The following is a 17,639-nucleotide window of genomic DNA, read 5'->3' as shown; positions in this document are numbered from 1 at the left end:
AAAATCAATGCCGCTTTCTGTTTTATTAGTGTACCACTAAGTGATTACAATTTACGTTTCACTTCAACTTGTTCGTAAGCTTCAACAATATCTCCTACTTGAATATCGTTGAAACGGTCAATATTCAAACCACATTCATAACCCATTGAAACTTCTTTCACATCGTCTTTAAAACGTTTCAACGATGCCAGTTTACCAGTATGAATTACAACACCATCTCTGATTATGCGGATATCATTATTTCTATTGATCTTACCTTCTTTAACCATACATCCGGCAATCGTACCCACTTTAGAAATTTTGAAGGTTTCTCTGATTTCAACCTCAGCAACGATTTTCTCTTCAAATTTCGGCGCCAACATACCCTCCATCGCAGATTTGATTTCATCAATCGCATCATAGATGATCGAATATAAACGTACATCAATTTGCTCGTTCTCTGCCAACTTACGTGCGTTTTGTGTTGGACGTACTTGGAAACCTATGATAATCGCATCGGAAGCAGAAGCTAACAATACATCTGATTCAGAGATTGCACCCACTGATTTGTGAATGATATTAACCTGAATTTCGTCAGTAGACAATTTCAATAATGAATCTGATAATGCTTCAATAGAACCGTCCACATCACCTTTAACGATAATATTAAGTTCTTTAAAGTTACCGATAGCCAAACGACGACCGATTTCATCCAAGGTAATATGTTTAGTTGCACGCATGCCTTGCTCGCGTTGTAACTGAAGACGTTTGTTAGCTACAGTTCTAGCTTCAGACTCGCTTTCAAGAACATAAAGCTTATCCCCTGCTGTTGGTGCGCCGGCCATACCCAAGATTTGCACTGGAACAGAAGGTCCCGCCTCTTTAACACGTTCACCTCTTTCATTAGTCAAAGCCTTCACCTTACCTGAATGCGATCCCGCTAAAATAGGGTCTCCAACACGTAATGTACCACTTTGTATCAACACCGTTGTCACGATACCACGACCTTTATCCAAAGCTGCTTCAATTACTGAACCAACAGCACGTTTTTTCGGATCAGCTTTTAGATCTAACATCTCAGCTTCCAATAGAACTTTCTCTAATAATAGGTCAACATTTTCCCCCGTTTTTGCTGAAATCTCTTGCGCTTGGAACTTACCGCCCCAGTCTTCAACTAAGATATTCATCGCAGAAAGCTGCTCACGGATTCTATCAGGATTTGCTCCCGGTTTATCTACTTTAGTAAATGCAAATACGATTGGAACTCCTGCTGCCTGCGCGTGGTTGATCGCTTCTTTTGTTTGCGGCATGACGGCGTCGTCAGCTGCGATAACAATAATAACAATATCTGTTACTTTGGCACCACGGGCACGCATCGCTGTAAAAGCCTCGTGACCAGGAGTATCCAAGAAAGTGATCTTCCGACCATCCTCCAATTTCACCGCGTATGCACCGATATGTTGGGTGATACCACCCGCCTCACCAGAAGTAACGTTCGCCTTACGGATATAATCCAGTAAAGAGGTCTTACCATGGTCGACGTGTCCCATGACCGTTACAATAGGCGCTCTTGAAATCAAGTTCTCTTCTGTATCCGGTTCCTCCAATTCAGCAGTCTCCTCATCCTCAGGTTTGATAAACTCTACCTGATAACCAAATTCATCCGCTACAATGGTTAAAGTTTCCGCATCTAAACGCTGATTAATTGACACGAACATACCCAAACTCATACAAGTTGCAATAATTTGGGTTACCTGAACGTCCATCAAATTAGCTAATTCGTTTGCAGTTACGAACTCTGTAACACGCAATACTTTTGCCATCATTTCTTGCTCCATTGCAGCTTCTTCCGCATGTTGAGCAACATCATCACGTTTCTGACGTCTCAATTTGGCACGTTGCGCAAATTTACCAGATTTACCTGCACCACTCAAACGAGCAAGTGTTGCTTTGATTTGATCTTGGATTTCCTTTTCAGTAGGTTCTTCCTTATTCTCAACAGGTCTTCCCTTACCTCTATTGTCAAAACGATTACCGTGTTGCGGTCTCGTACCTTGTCCTGGTCTACCTGAGTGTTGGTTGTTACCTCCTTGTCCCGGTCTACCTGGGTGTTGGTTGTTGTTTTGCCCTTGACGATTGTTCGGGTTGTTGTTAGGGCCATGATTCCCACCTCGGTTACCTCCTTGTTGGTCCCGGTTGTTGGGATTGTTACCATCGCGCGGTCCACGGTTTTGATTATTATGACCTTGACCTTGCCCCGCATTTGGGTTTACTGGACCATTTGGATTCGTACGCTTACGCTTACGTTTCTCATTATTATTTCCAGCATTTGAAGATGAAGCCACTGGTTTGTGGGAAGGTCTAGCAGATGGTAATTCAATTTTACCAATGACTTTAGGACCTGTCAATCTTTCCGCACGAGCAGAAATAATTTCATCTCCTTGTTTTTTCGCAGGCTCCACTATTGGAGTTACTGGCACAGCTTTCGGCGCTGTTTCTTCTTTTTTCTTGTCTTCTACCTTCACAGGTTCAGTTTTTGTCTCTACAACCGGAGTTGCTTTTACTTCAGTTTTATTTACTTCGGGTTTTTCTATTTCAGCTTTTGGTACAACAACTTCCGGCTTCTTTTCAATAACCTTTGGTTCTTCTTTTTTCGCTTCAACAATAGGCGCTTTGACTTCGGCTTCCTTCTTTTCTTCCACCTTAGCTTCAGCTTTAGCCTCTACAGGCGTTTCTTTAATGGTTTTTGGTTCCTCCTTAACAGGTTCTTCCTTCTTGACCTTACTTCCGCCTCTATTCAATGCGTCAAGATCAATCTTACCAACCACCTTCATACCACCTTGATGAACGGGCTCCTCCACTTTTGCAGGAGTAGTTTCCTTAACAGAAGGGATTTCTACTGTATTCTTGACCAAGATTTCCTTGGATTCATCATGATCTTCGAAATCCTCATTCTTAGATGATTCCTTAGGAGAAGAGGACGGCGACTCCTCACGACGAATTTTGCCAATCACAATTTGTTTAGCTTCATCTTTCAGTGATTTGTCTCCCTGAAACTCTTTTAACAGCACACCATACATCTCTCCGCTCAATTTAGTGTTAGGCTTTGCTTCTACATCATATCCTTTTTTCACTAAACATTCCACGGCGGTATGTATCCCGATGTTGAGTTCCTTTGCTGCTTTAAGCAAGTTTGTTCCTTTTCCTTCAGTCATCTATAATATAAACTATTTTAATATAATTACAAAAATATGTTTTTTTCCATCCATAAACAATTTATTCCGAATGTTAGATAGAAAAAAATTAACGAGCTGAATTTTATTCAAATTCAGCTTGTAAAATACGTACAATCTCACGAACAGTATCCTCTTCCAAATCGGTACGTCTAACCAGCTCTTCCTCGCTAAGAGACAACACCGACTTCGCTGAATCCAAGCCGACACGCTTCAATTCATCAATAACCCAGCTTTCAATCTCATCGCTGAATTCTTCGATATCGACATCTTCATCAAACTCGTCATTTTCGCGATAAACATCTATTTCATAACCAGTCAATTTACCAGCCAATTTAATATTATGTCCCCCACGTCCAATGGCTAAAGAAACTTGATCCGATTTTAAATATACAGCCGCAGTCTTATTTTCTTCATCGATTTTGATTGAGCTAATTCTTGCAGGGCTCAAAGCACGAGCGATGTACAACGAATGATTTGTTGTAAAATTAATTACATCAATATTCTCATTACGCAGCTCACGAACGATACCATGAATACGAGACCCCTTCATACCAACACAAGCTCCTACAGGATCAATACGATCGTCATAAGACTCAACAGCAACCTTTGCTCTTTCCCCTGGCTCACGAACGATTTTCTTGATCGTAATCAAACCATCGAAAATCTCAGGAACCTCAAGTTCAAATAAACGTTGTAAGAACGCAGGTGCAGTACGTGAAATAATAATCTTCGGATTATTATTCATCATATCTACTTTATGCACAACTGCGCGAATGCCATCTCCCTTTTTGAAATAGTCAGCTGGGATTTGCTCTGATTTAGGAAGAATTAATTCATTCCCGTCCTCATCCAATACCAAGATCTCCTTTTTCCAAATCTGATAGACCTCACCAATGACCAACTCTCCTTCTCTATCTTTATATTTCTTAAAGACCTCGTCTTTTTCCAATTCCAAAACCTTAGATACAAGCGTCTGACGTGCCGCTAAAATTGCACGACGACCAAAGCTTTCCAATGTGATCTGTTCAATAAAATCATCACCTACTTCCAAATCTTCATCATGCTTTCTAGCTTCCGCTAATTCGATTTCAAGGTCATCATCTTCTGAAAACTCATCTTCAACAACGACACGCGTCCTCCAAATCTCCAAATCTCCGTTATCTGGATTCACGATAACATCCACATTTTCATCCGTACCAAAACGACGACGGATCATACTACGAAAAACCTCTTCCAATACTGTAATAACAGTAGGTCTATCGATATTCTTAAACTCCTTAAACTCTTGAAAAGAGTCTATCAGATTGATGTTGCTGTTACTCATTATTATTAAAATGAAATTACCACTTTTGTTGCTTTTATTTGATCAAAAGGAAGTTCTTTTTCTACCTCTTGTGCTTTTTTACCTTTTTCTTTTATCTTTTGAAGAACATTGATCTTCATCTCGTCTACGGTCAATAATGTACCTTCAACTTTTGTATTATCGTTCAACTTTACCTGAACTGTACGACCTATATTCTTTTGATACTGTCGGATATTAACAAAATTAGCATCAATACCTGGAGATGAAACCTCTAAACGGTAAGCATCATCAACTACATTTTCCTCCTCCAAGTGGAAACCAACATGACGGCTCACCTGTGCGCAATCATCAATATTCACACCATTATCTCCGTCCAAAAGAATCTCGAGAATTTTATTTGGGCGCATCTTCACACTGACGATAAACAAATCCTCGCGATCTGCAATTTTTTCCGCGATGAGTTCAATAACTCTCTTTTCTATATGCTGCATTGTTCTGTTTCTAGAAATGCTAAATTAATTGAATTAAAAAAAGGGGGCAATACGAGCCCCCTTCCTTTCAGATATGCAAATATAGCATTTTATAAAATAAAAAACAAACTTAGATAGATTGTTTTTATATTCAATATACCTACAGTCCCTATAAAAATAAGCTATCGATCGCTCCTCAGTCCTTGCAATCATCTTCACAGCGTGACTAAATAATAAAAATACGTAGATAATTCTCCACTATTTAGAACCATCCACCACTGCATTAATCGTCTTCTGCATTTGCGCCATCATGCTTGTCAGGGTTTCTATGGTTGGCTCCGGAGTAGGTTCGGGCAGCTGTGTACTGATAAAAGCCTTAGCCTTCCACACTTCAAGAATATCAGCAGTCTCTACCCAATAAGGCTCATAGGTCTTATTATCAGAAACAAGCTTCAAACCTTTATCCTCTTTAAATTTAAAAGCAACGCGTTTATACACCACACCATCTTCTTTCGACACGACAATATAGGTACTTCCTGGTTTAATATCATGCCAATTTTCTACGTATTCGGCCACAATAATAGAACCAGAAGGTAAAGGCAACATCGAATCCCCTTTTATTTCAAAAGCACGAAATGTCCCCTGACCAAACATAGGTAGCGAAAACTTTGGCAACTCAGCAACATATTCTGGATCACCATATCCATTTAAATACCCCGCACTAGCCTTAACCGGAACAAGTTCGATATTTTCACGATCATCTGCATCCACAGTCACACTAAGCACCCTTAAATTTGAGGCATTGCTTTTAGGAACCGGCTTCCATTTGTCATCAATAACATCGTTTGCCAACTCATCCATAGTCAAACCATAGAATTCGGCAATCTTCTTTAATAACTCATATTTAGGCTCTGCTCGATCTTCCTCGTATGCACCGACAGACGCACGCTTAATTTCCATAAGATCAGCAAATTGTTGCTGGGTGATTTTTTTTCCTTTTCGAAGGAATTTCAGATTGGACGAAATATTTGACATATTATTTTTTCAAAAAAATATTTTGCAAAAACTAATTTTATTAGTAATATTGTGCCAATAAAATTAGTAAATATATTTTAAACGTCCAAATAATTTAGCATTATGAACAATTTTATTGTATATATATCAACTGACAACAATCGGAAACACTTTAAAATCGGTCTCAGTTCCAACATCTTAAGTACAGTAATGGAACTACAGCAGTCCAATAATTTTATTTTCAACCAGGGCCCTAGCTTAAATCGAATAATCTACACAGAATCTTTCACAAATTCGGAGACCGCCAATAAGAGAATAAGTGAACTGCAACATTTTACAACCATGCAAGTCGAAAGGCTCATCCGTAAATATAATCCTAATTGGAATAATCTTTTCCCTCAGCAACACCAAACGTTCACCAAGAGAGATTCCAACCACGCAGCCTAGCATAAAAAAAGCCACCTTAGTTAAACTAGGCGGCCATCTTTATTTTTTAGATATATCTTTAACTATTATCAGTTTTGACTACCAAGCTCCTCCAACGAGGATGACCCCACGCTACTCGTTCCGCTATCAGCACCTTCAGTATGATTACGCTCAACAGGATGCTCCGTTCCCTCTTCCTCAGGCCCGATAAATCCTTCATCAGCGGGCTCTTCTACTTGTGTCGAATCACTTTGCTCTGGTTCCGGATCACTATAACGCGGAGTTTCGCATTTGTAAGATTTCGTAATTTCAACAGTAGGACTAGGAAACTTACCTTGCGTATATCCCAATTGTTTGTCTTTATAAACAGACTCCATATACACCCCAAATATTGGTAATGCTGTACGAGAACCTTCTCCCGAATGAGAATTTTTAAAGTGAATACTCCGTTCGTCACAGCCAACCCAAACACCTGTCACCAAATCTTTAGTCACTCCCATATACCAACCATCTACATATTCGGAAGAAGTACCTGTCTTTCCTCCGATTTCATTTTCCTTATCAAATAAATCCCATTCCCACAATCCCTGAGATGTACCTCCAGGTTCTTCCATACCACCCCGCAGCATATACGTCATCAACCAGGCATCTTGTTTATCCACCACTTGTTTACGCTCCGCCTGAAAAGTGGCAATAACATTACCATCATGATCCTCGATCTTAGACACCAATAAAGGTGAGACACGCTCACCGTGATTCATCATCGTCGAGTACCCATTCACCATTTCAAAAACAGAAACATCATTAGGTCCTAACCCCACAGAGGCAACAGGATTTAATTTACTTGTAATACCACAACGATGTGCCGCATCAACAACTTTCGCGGGCGTAACCATATCAGTTAACTGAACCGTAACCGAATTAATGGAACGCGCCATCGCATGACGCAACGACATTTCACGATAGGAAAAATTCCAATCTGCATTTTTAGGCTCCCAAACTTCAACAGAATCTCCTTTATCAATCTTGATCGTAACAGGTTTATCCGTAATCTTATCACACGGAGACATCCCTGACTCCAAAGCAGCCAAGTATACAAAAGGTTTAAATGTAGACCCCGCTTGTCGCTTCGCCTGCATCACGTGATCATACTTAAAATATTGGTGGTTGATCCCACCCACCCATGCTTTAATTTCACCCGAGTACGGATCCATAGACATCATGCCTGCATTTAACATCATGGCATAATATTTCAAAGAATCCATTGTAGACATATCCTTTTGGATCTTACCACCATCCTTCCAATTATAAACTTCGATCTTCTTCTTTTTATTTAGGAAGTAATTGATGCTATCAGGGGTATTCGCATATTTTTTACTCAAAAAAGCATAATAAGGAGTTTTCTTTGCCAAATTATCCAAGAAGTTGGGTATAACCTTACCTGATAAATCACGCCAAGGCTCCTGGCCCTCCCAGGTGTTATTTAGACGTTGCTGTAATTCAATCATTTGTTTCGCCACAGCCTCTTCAGCATGCTTTTGAAGTTTAGAATTTATCGTCGTGTAAATTTTCAAACCGTCTGTATAGATATCATAATTGTTATCCTCAGACCATTTTTCCAACCATTTAGCTACTGCAGCACGTAAGTAAGAATCTCCACCCGCATTAAGATCTTGACTATTTGTATTCAAAACAATCTTCTCCTTAACCAGTTTATCATACTCTTCTTTTTTCAGAAAACCACCTTTATACATTTGACTTAAAACGGTGTTTTTTCGCACAAAAGCATTTTCGGGATTACGAATAGGATTATATAAAGTCGTACCTTTTAACATGCCAATCAAAACAGCAGCTTCGGTCTGATTCAATTGATTCGCTCCTTTCGAAAAATAGCGCTTTGCAGCAGTCTCAATCCCATAGGCATTATTACTGAAGGATACTGTATTTAAATACATCTCCAATATCTGATTTTTGGAATAACGTTGCTCCAATTTATAAGCCGTCATCCACTCCTTAAACTTCGTGATCACTAGACCCGCCACGGGAAGACGCGTCAACAATCCACCGGCCTTATTATAACGAGTACGATAAAGATTTTTAGCTAACTGTTGCGTAATTGTACTCGCGCCTCGTTTATCCCCTTTTAATGTAGAGATAATACCTGATCCTAGACCAAAAAAATCAACACCATTATGGCTATAAAAACGAACATCCTCAGTTGCAATCAACGCATTAGTAACAGACTTCGGAATACTATCAAATGGAATTGGATTTCTGTCCTCGTCGAAATACCGTCCAATTAAAACACTATCTGCCGTGTATAATTCCGTAGAGATATTAACACTAGGCATAACGATATCCTTTTTTGTTGGAGAATAACCAAAGAGCCACAAAAAATTCAATTGTATAGCACACACCAATATAATGATAAAATATACTGCTATAACAAGATAACGAAGAATCCTATTCTTAATACGTTTAAACATAAATGGAAATTTATCTTATATTCAACACATCCGACCAGCAAAAGGTTTTACACCTGTCCAATATGCCTTTTTATCTATTTTCAGGGGCTAAATATACAACTAAATAAATCGCTGTAATCAACTATTTACATTTTTTAACAATAAAAAACACCTGCCAAACAACTGTAAAATACGACATAATTCGAAAGGGTGGATTTTGGAAATTACAGCCACGATTAAACAACAAAAGACCTATAGGTAGAAAAAGGCCTAGTCTCAAATTTCTTTGCAACTTTTTCCCGCGTTCCACAAATATTATACCCATTTTTTATTTATTATCGATTTTATTTTAAAATAATAATGATATTTGTTTAAATTTAGATGTAAAAAAGTCAACTATTAGCATGTTAAAACAAACATTACAACAAAAGCTATTACAGAAATTGTCCCCGCAGCAAATACAATTTATAAAATTGTTGCAGGTTCCGACTGTTTCATTAGATGCGAGAATCAAGGAAGAATTAGAAGAAAACCCTGCGTTAGAAGATGGTAGCTTGACTAATATGACCGATCCTATAGAAGAATACCCCGATAAAGATCCAGATGACAACTTTGACAATGAAGACGGATTCGATTCAGAAGACTTTAGTTTAGAAGACTATATCCAGGAAGATGATTTCAAAGATTATGGCAATGGCTATGACTACGGAGATGACGATGACGACCGAAAAGAAATGCCTGTTGCAATTCAGCACTCCTTTTATGAGCAGTTACAACAACAATTAGACCTTTTAGCTTTAGATGACAAGCACTTTTTAATTGGCCAGCAAATTATTGGCAGTCTGGACGATGACGGCTATTTACGCCGGCCCATCATCAATCTTGTCGACGACCTCGCTTTTGGCCAAAATGTAATGACCGATGAACAGGAAGTATTGGATATGCTAAAGGTAATTCAAGATTTTGAGCCTGCAGGAATTGGAGCACGAGATCTGCAAGAGTGCCTATTGATCCAATTACAAAAAAAGGACACACAAAATCCCACAATCAAACTCGCTATTAAAGTCGTAGCGAATTACCTGGAAGAATTCACTAAAAAGCATTATGATAAATTAGAAAAATCTTTAGGCGTTTCATCAGAAGATTTAAAAAACGTAGTCAACGAAATTCTAAAACTTAATCCAAAACCAGGAGATTCTGGCGCAGTAGCAGGCAAGCAACTACATATTATCCCGGATTTCCATATCAGCAATAATGATGGAACACTGCATTTGACTTTAAATGGCCGAAATGCACCTGAGCTCCGCATAAGTCGTGATTACCAACACATGTTTGAACATTACGAGAAATCGGATCAAAAGGATAAAAAAATGAAAGAGGCTGTGCAATTTGTCAAACAAAAACTTGACTCAGCCAAATGGTTTATTGATGCAATAAAACAGCGTCAACAAACCCTACTAAAAACAATGAATGCAATCATGGAATACCAATATGAGTATTTCCTCACAGGTGATGATCGTAAGCTAAAACCAATGATATTAAAAGACATCGCCGACAAAATCGATATGGATATATCAACTGTGTCGCGGGTAGCAAATTCAAAATACGTACAAACAGAATTTGGAACATTTCTCTTAAAATCGTTTTTCTCTGAAGCTATTCAAACGGATTCTGGTGAAGAAGTATCCAATAAAGAGGTTAAGAAAATATTGGAGGAGTGCATCGCAAAAGAAAATAAACGGAAACCCTTGGCTGACGAGAAACTCACTGAGATTCTCAAAGAAAAAGGCTACAATATTGCGCGGCGAACGGTTGCAAAATATCGGGAAGCATTGAACATTCCGGTAGCAAGATTACGAAAAGAGCTCTAAGAGCTCTTTTTGTTTTTCCTACCGACCAAATCCAAATTAAGAATAGTATCTTTGTGCTGTATTAAAATAAGCATTAAAGAATGAGCAAAGTAAAAGTTGGAGTTGTACAGATGAGCTGTACCGCAAGCAAACAAGAGAATCTCGAAAAAGCTATCGCTAAAGTAAAAGAAGCCGCTGCAAAAGGTGCGCAAATTGTGTGTCTGCAAGAACTATTTACCTCTTTATATTTCTGCGATGTGGAAGATTATGACAATTTCGCACTGGCTGAAGCTATTCCGGGTCCATCAACGGACGCCCTATCGGCTGTTGCTAAAGAAGCAGGTATCGTCATTATCGCTTCATTATTTGAAAAAAGAGCAGAAGGACTGTACCATAATACAACCGCTGTATTGGATGCAGACGGTTCCTATTTAGGAAAATATCGCAAAATGCATATTCCAGATGACCCTGCGTTTTACGAAAAATTCTATTTTACACCAGGCGATTTAGGCTACAAAGTATTCAAAACAAAATTTGGAAAAATAGGCATCTTAATTTGCTGGGATCAATGGTATCCGGAAGCATCTCGAATTACCGCATTGATGGGTGCCGAAATTTTATTCTATCCTACTGCTATCGGATGGGCAACAGACCAAGATGAAGAAACCAACAAAGATCAATATAATGCATGGCAAACAATACAACGCTCCCATGCCGTTGCAAACGGCGTTCCTGTTGTATCCGTTAACCGTGTGGGATTTGAACAAAATGGTGCAATGAAATTCTGGGGTGGAAGCTTCGTGACGAATGGACAAGGTAAATTACTCTACCTTGCTTCACATGACAAAGAAGAAATTGAGGTCGTCGAACTAGATTTAAATGAATCGGACTATTTCAGAAAACATTGGCCATTTTTGAGAGACCGAAGAATCGAAACATACGCGCCGATCACCAAACGTTTTATTGACGAAGACTAATATTGGATATGCTAGCCATTTCAGTTTCGAAGGCATACCACTGTGCTGAAACAAACTGAAATGGCTTTTTTAATCCCGCTAAAATAAGTATGGAACAAAAAAAAACATTCACCCTGGACTATTTTGACAATTCCCCAAAACAACAGGGCTTCTCTTTTCCTGCAGAATGGGCAAAGCAAGAAGCCTTATGGTTGAGCTGGCCACATAAAGAGGAATCTTGGCCCGGGAAGATCGAAACAATATACAAACCTTATTGCGAATTTATTAAAGCCGTAGCAGCAGGGCAAAAAGTAAGGATTAACGTCGCTAATGAGGAAATGCAAAATTTTGCTATTACCGCACTCAAAGAAGTGACAACAGATTTTAGCAATATCGAATTCTACTTTAATCCGACTAACGATGCTTGGTGTAGAGACCACGGTCCCGCTTTTATTATTAACCAAGCAACAAATCAAAAAGCAGTAGTTGACTGGGGCTATAATGCCTGGGGTGGAAAATACCCTCCTTTCGACCTGGACGATATTGTTCCGACACGTATTGCCACAACATTCAACCTTCCTCTATTTGTCCCTGATATCGTCATGGAAGGCGGTTCAGTTGAGTTTAATGGCGCAGGAACAATCATGACAACAACGGCTTGTCTATTGAATAAAAACCGAAATCCACACCTGACAAAAGAGCAGATAGAAACTTATTTAAAAGAATTTTACGGTCAGGAACAGGTTTTATGGCTTGGAGACGGTATCGTTGGAGACGATACAGATGGACACATTGACGATATCACACGTTTCGTCAACGAAAACACCGTTTTAACAGTTGTCGAGGAAGATCCAACGGATGAAAACTACGAGATACTTCAAGAAAATCTAGCAACACTTCGTTCATTTAGGCTCTTAAATGGCGAGCCACTGCATATCATTGAGCTCCCAATGCCAGCACCGGTCATCTATGACGAAACAAGATTGCCTGCTTCTTATGCTAATTTCTACATTGCAAACGATATCGTTGTTGTACCGATCTTCAACGATAAAAATGACCAAAGAGCACTGGATATTATCCAAGGCTGTTTCCCTACACGTAAAGTCATCGGTATAAATTCCGTTGACATTATTTGGGGGCTGGGAAGTTTCCACTGTTTAAGCCAGCAGGAGCCGGCACTGAGCTAAAAAAACTATCCATAGAAAAAATGTCCCCAAAAAGTTAAACACTCTTTTGGGGACATTTTTTATGATAAAAAGTCGAGCATAGTTTTGAGTTTTTTTTGTTAAACTGTGTTAAACAACTATGACGTTTACCCCAGCTTTTTCTAACGATTCCACAAAGCTTGTATTTACTTTGTCATCGGTAATTAATATATCAATTTTATCAAAACCACAAATTCGTCCGAAACTTCTTCTTCCAAATTTGGAAGAATCTGCAAGAACGACAACTTTTTGAGCCGTATCGATCATAATGCGATTTAATTGAGCTTCCTGCGCACTTGACGTTGATACCCCGTACTCCAGGTCAATCCCGTCTACACCCAAAAACAATTTACTGCAATAAAAATCCTGTAATATATTTTCTGCATACTTTCCCGTTACGGATGTTGAGGTCTTGCGAAGCGTCCCCCCCATCTGCATGATTTCAACCGAAGGATATTTGATCAATTCCATTGCAACATTCAATGCCGAAGTCACTACAGTAATATTTCCTTTAGGAACAATCTGCTTTGCTAGCGACTGCATGGTCGTTCCTGAAGCTATAATGATGGAATCATTTTCCTCAATCATTTCAGCCGCTTTTTTCCCGATCCTGCTTTTATCATCCGAACGAAGTTTCTCTTTTTCAAATACGGTACGATCAGTCGTATAAGGATTATATTGTGTTGCCCCGCCATGCGTCCTAAACAACAATCCACTATCTTCCAACAAGGTCAAATCCTTCCGAATGGTCACAGAGGAAACGCCCAATTCCTCACATAGATCAATTACCTGAACTACGCCGACTTCCTTTAATTGTTTTAAGATATATTGATGTCTCTCTACATTTGTCATGGCTCTATTATAATATGCTGTTAAAATACTAATCTATTATCGGTTTGTTCAAAGGAAAACACCAATATCTGGCAAAAATTTCTCGATATGGGTAAATTCCCGCAAATATGACCCCCTACTTAAATTTCCCATAGTAGAATTGATGTTAAAATAATGAAATTATTTAATTTTTTCACCTTGGTAGTCACAAATTCATTTTTCTTTTTAAAATAAAAATGAATTAAAATTGCAAAGGATCAGGCAGGACATATTCATATTCCAGTTCCTCTTGAAGTAATTCACCCCTAACTATTTTTTGAATCGTATTAGTTGCTTCGAATGCAAGTGGCAAAATATAGCCATATTTTTTTGCCGACGCTAGAATTACGTCCTTTTTTTTAGGATGTAAGGGAGCAACAACATTGTATACAGTATGTTTAAGCACATTGCAAGATGCCGCCTCTAACAGTCTGATCACATCATCGATATGAACAAAATTGGCTGGCTGTTCACCCGTCGTACAAATACGTTCGGAAAAATATTTGGCAAAAACACGGTTTTTACCAAACAAACCTCCTAATCGATAAATTATGGTATCAGCCAATCCCAACATGCATGCTTCAGCAAGCAAGAGTTTTGATGAGAGCTCGGTTGTATCTGCATAGAATTCATCAAATACAGCATCTTTATCCGGATAAATTCCAATAGAGCTCAGAAAGACTTGTTTCTTCCAAGTAATGTGCCTGTAAAATGATTTAATATTCGAAAATCTGTTTTCAAGAATCGATACACTATTTTTCTGACTTGCCGGAATACTGTTTAATACGAAGTCAAATTGAGTAGGTAAATCTATCCTTGCTGGAAAGTTTTCATAATCAAAGTCTAGAATAAATGAAAAAATACCATCGGCATTCAACCGATGGTATTTTTCAGATGTTGTCGTACTAGCCCAAACCTCATGGCCTTGATACTTCATATGTAGCGCAAAAGATTCTGCAAGCCAACCACATCCCAAAATGAGTATCCTCATATTCTGATAAGACTATTAATAGGCTTTTGCAAAGAGTACACGACGATTTGAAGGCTTCCCGGTAAAGATACAAACACCTTCCTCTTCTTTCGCATCCAAAGGAATACAACGAATTGTTGCCTTGGTTTCTTCTTTTACGCGTTTTTCTGTTTCTGTTGTTCCGTCCCAATGACAAGAGATAAAACCACCCTTACCTTCCAGCACTTCTTTAAACTCATCATACGAATTCACTTCAGTGAAATGCGATGTCCTGAAATTTAATGCTTTTTGGTATATATTTTCTTGTATAGTATCTAGCAATTGTACAATAGTACCGGCCAAGCCCTCCTGAGCAACCGTTTCCTTCGTTTGGGTATCACGTCGCGCTAATTCTACCGTACCATTTTGCATATCTCTTGCCCCGACTGCGACACGTACAGGAACACCTTTTAACTCCCATTCTGCAAATTTAAAGCCCGGACGTTGAGTGTCCCGATCGTCGTATTTTACGGATATGTCGTTCACCCGTAATTCTTTTGTCAACTGATTCACGAATTCATCGATCTGTGCTTTTTCTGCATCAGTTTTAAAAATCGGAACAATGACAACTTGAATTGGTGCCAATTTTGGTGGCAATACCAATCCTTGATCATCTGAGTGAGCCATAATCAATGCACCCATCAAACGTGTAGAAACACCCCAAGAAGTCGCCCAAACATGCTCCAATTTTCCTTCTTTAGACGTAAATTTCACGTCAAACGCCTTTGCAAAGTTTTGGCCGAGGAAATGAGAAGTTCCTGCTTGCAATGCTTTTCCATCTTGCATCAATGCTTCAATACAATAGGTATCCAAGGCACCCGCAAAACGTTCGTTTTCTGTTTTTCTACCACGTACAACAGGCACAGCCAATATCTTTTCAGCAAATTCCGCATAGACATCAAGCATACGTTCGGTTTCTTCAATAGCCTCTTCTCTGGTTGCGTGAGCTGTATGGCCCTCCTGCCACAAAAACTCCGCAGTACGCAAGAAAAGACGTGTACGCATTTCCCATCGTACGACGTTGGCCCATTGGTTGACCAAAATTGGAAGATCACGATAAGATTCAATCCAACCACGGTAGGTATTCCATATAATCGTCTCAGAAGTCGGACGTACAATTAGCTCTTCCTCCAATTTCGCCTCTTCATCCACTACGATCTTACCTGTACCATCGTTTTTTAATCTATAATGAGTTACTACCGCGCATTCGGTAGCGAAACCTTCCACATGCGCAGCTTCTTTTGAAAAAAACGATTTGGGAATGAATAAAGGGAAATAAGCGTTGCTATGACCTGTTTCTTTAAATCTTTTATCTAAGATCGCTTGCATCCGTTCCCAGATGGCGTACCCGTATGGTTTAATCACCATACAGCCTCGTACAGCTGAATTTTCAGCGAGATCAGCTTTGATCACAAGCTCATTATACCATTGCGAATAATCTTCTGCACGACTTGTTATTCCTTTACTCATATGAAATTGATAAATTATTGTAACATTCTTACGTTAAATCTCGTCTGCAATTCTAATACGAAAAGCGTTCAATAAAAAATATTTGTATTTTTGATTACTTCGATTAAACCCCGTCGAGAAATTTGCGTCTAAGATAGTAAATAAGGCTGTATAATCGAAAATAACGATTTAGGATATTATGAAAAAAAATAGATTATTTATCGGAGCACTTGCCATAACAGGAGCGTTCATGCTGGGTTCCTGCGGTACGAGTAGGCAAATCTATGGCGACGATGTCTATGGCAATAGTGGGCAAGCGAGACAAAAGGTTTACCAAAGCCCAGATTATTATTACACGGATGCAGATCAGGCCCAACCAAATGGACAGGCACAAGGTGGTTATTATGATGATGAATATTCCGATCAGGATTACAACAGTGATTCCTATGAAGATCTCGAATACGCTAATCGTATCAACCGTTTTTATTACGCAACTCCAGGGATGACCTATTTCGACCCATTTTTTGACCCATGGTATGGCTATGGCTTCGGTGGTTGGTACGGATACGGACCATCATTTGGAATGGGCTGGGGATGGAACTCTGGTTGGGGATCATCGTGGTCGATCGGCCTTGGATGGGGTTGGGGATCTAGCTGGGGCTGGGGATCTCCTTGGTATGGAGGCTATAGACCTTGGGGTGGCTGGTATGGCGGTGGCTACTGGGGATCAGGCTGGTACGGAAATGGATACTGGGGTGGTGGTTATTGGGGCAATTCGAGACCTCGTTACGCTTCAAGTAGATCTGTATACAGAGATAACTATAATACGCGAAGTTCATCATCAAGAACCCGGACTTCAGGCGGGTATGACCGTAACGGCGTTGCCCGAAATTCCGGCGGATATGATCGCACTGGCGTAGCGCGTGATTCGAGAGGAAGAATCACATCTGTAACTGGCAGATCGAGAAATACGGATGGTTCAGTTTCATCGCGTAGTTCATCATACGATAGAACAGGAGGAAGAACAAGAACTTCCGATGGCATATCAAACAGGGGTTATTCAGACGGTACGCGTTCAAGAACATCCGAGCGAGTAAACGGTTCCTACCCGAATAGTACACGCAGTACAGGTGGCTACTATAATAATGGCACGCGGTCACGCACAAGCTCTGGGGAGGTATCTCGTCCGATGAGCCGTTCCATGGAAACACGTTCTAGCAACCCAAGCTCGACGTCAAGACCAACCTATACGCCTCCAACAAGAAGCTATGATAGTGGTTCATCCCGCTCTTCTAGTGGTGGTTTCTCTGGCGGTGGTAGCTCGAGATCTTCGGGTGGAGGTTTCTCCGGAGGCGGTAGCTCAAGATCAAGTGGAGGACGTACTCGATAGTTAAAAGCATTTGAACA

The 17,639-nt window shown here is 39.7% G+C and carries 13 protein-coding genes; 5 read left to right on the top strand and 8 right to left on the bottom strand.

Annotation, left to right across the window (positions count from 1 at the left end):
* Positions 1 to 44: 44 nt before the first annotated feature.
* The 4 genes from infB to B3H30_RS10360 form a co-directional block, all read right to left on the bottom strand.
* Complete coding sequence (gene infB / locus B3H30_RS10375) at positions 45 to 3,194, bottom strand: translation initiation factor IF-2 (protein ID WP_070567751.1); 3,150 nt, start codon at positions 3,192 to 3,194, stop codon at positions 45 to 47.
* Positions 3,195 to 3,297: 103 nt separating this feature from the next.
* On the bottom strand, positions 3,298 to 4,539 hold the full coding sequence (gene nusA / locus B3H30_RS10370) for a transcription termination factor NusA (RefSeq protein WP_070567754.1): 1,242 nt from the start codon (positions 4,537 to 4,539) through the stop codon (positions 3,298 to 3,300).
* Between the two features lie 5 nt (positions 4,540 to 4,544).
* Entirely contained in the window at positions 4,545 to 5,009 is a 465-nt protein-coding gene (rimP, locus tag B3H30_RS10365; protein ID WP_070567756.1) for a ribosome assembly cofactor RimP, read from the bottom strand.
* A gap of 237 nt (positions 5,010 to 5,246) precedes the next feature.
* Positions 5,247 to 6,023, bottom strand: coding sequence for an XRE family transcriptional regulator (locus B3H30_RS10360; RefSeq protein WP_070567758.1), 777 nt, complete (start codon positions 6,021 to 6,023; stop codon positions 5,247 to 5,249).
* 102 nt (positions 6,024 to 6,125) lie between these two features.
* Here B3H30_RS10360 and B3H30_RS10355 point away from each other — a divergent pair, with 102 nt between their 5' ends.
* Positions 6,126 to 6,449: a hypothetical protein gene (locus tag B3H30_RS10355; RefSeq protein WP_070567759.1), complete on the top strand. Its 324-nt coding sequence runs from the start codon at positions 6,126 to 6,128 to the stop codon at positions 6,447 to 6,449.
* Between the two features lie 68 nt (positions 6,450 to 6,517).
* Here B3H30_RS10355 and B3H30_RS10350 read toward each other — a convergent pair whose 3' ends face one another.
* Entirely contained in the window at positions 6,518 to 8,779 is a 2,262-nt protein-coding gene (locus tag B3H30_RS10350) for a penicillin-binding protein 1A (RefSeq protein ID WP_312352068.1), read from the bottom strand.
* Positions 8,780 to 9,297: 518 nt separating this feature from the next.
* On the opposite strand from B3H30_RS10350, the gene rpoN reads away from it, so the two are divergent.
* From rpoN to B3H30_RS10335, 3 genes are all read left to right on the top strand, one after another.
* Positions 9,298 to 10,764 carry an RNA polymerase factor sigma-54 gene (gene rpoN / locus B3H30_RS10345; protein WP_070567764.1) on the top strand — a complete coding sequence of 489 codons (1,467 nt, stop codon included), beginning with the start codon at positions 9,298 to 9,300 and terminating at the stop codon, positions 10,762 to 10,764.
* 80 nt (positions 10,765 to 10,844) lie between these two features.
* Complete coding sequence (locus B3H30_RS10340) at positions 10,845 to 11,720, top strand: carbon-nitrogen hydrolase (protein ID WP_070567766.1); 876 nt, start codon at positions 10,845 to 10,847, stop codon at positions 11,718 to 11,720.
* Between the two features lie 89 nt (positions 11,721 to 11,809).
* The gene (locus tag B3H30_RS10335; RefSeq protein WP_070567768.1) at positions 11,810 to 12,886 is read left to right on the top strand and encodes an agmatine deiminase family protein; all 1,077 of its coding nucleotides are present in this window, start codon (positions 11,810 to 11,812) and stop codon (positions 12,884 to 12,886) included.
* 108 nt (positions 12,887 to 12,994) lie between these two features.
* Here the strand turns inward: B3H30_RS10335 and agaR are convergent, their stop codons facing one another.
* From agaR to proS, 3 genes are all read right to left on the bottom strand, one after another.
* Complete coding sequence (gene agaR, locus B3H30_RS10330; RefSeq protein ID WP_070567770.1) at positions 12,995 to 13,756, bottom strand: transcriptional repressor AgaR; 762 nt, start codon at positions 13,754 to 13,756, stop codon at positions 12,995 to 12,997.
* A 220-nt stretch (positions 13,757 to 13,976) separates the two neighbouring features.
* The gene (locus tag B3H30_RS10325; protein ID WP_070567772.1) at positions 13,977 to 14,765 is read right to left on the bottom strand and encodes a hypothetical protein; all 789 of its coding nucleotides are present in this window, start codon (positions 14,763 to 14,765) and stop codon (positions 13,977 to 13,979) included.
* Between the two features lie 15 nt (positions 14,766 to 14,780).
* A complete protein-coding gene (gene proS / locus B3H30_RS10320; RefSeq protein WP_046675471.1) occupies positions 14,781 to 16,253 on the bottom strand; it encodes a proline--tRNA ligase in 1,473 nt (490 codons plus the stop codon).
* Positions 16,254 to 16,431: 178 nt separating this feature from the next.
* Here proS and B3H30_RS10315 point away from each other — a divergent pair, with 178 nt between their 5' ends.
* On the top strand, positions 16,432 to 17,622 hold the full coding sequence (locus B3H30_RS10315; protein ID WP_083296034.1) for a hypothetical protein: 1,191 nt from the start codon (positions 16,432 to 16,434) through the stop codon (positions 17,620 to 17,622).
* The last annotated feature ends 17 nt before the right edge of the window (positions 17,623 to 17,639 follow it).

Origin of the sequence: Sphingobacterium sp. UBA7038 (assembly GCF_002494055.1) — a bacterium.
In the GTDB taxonomy this organism is placed as follows: Bacteria; Bacteroidota; Bacteroidia; order Sphingobacteriales; family Sphingobacteriaceae; genus Sphingobacterium; species Sphingobacterium multivorum.
The sequence above is the reverse complement of the archived record's forward strand: the minus strand, read 5'-3'. Positions and strand labels throughout refer to the sequence as shown.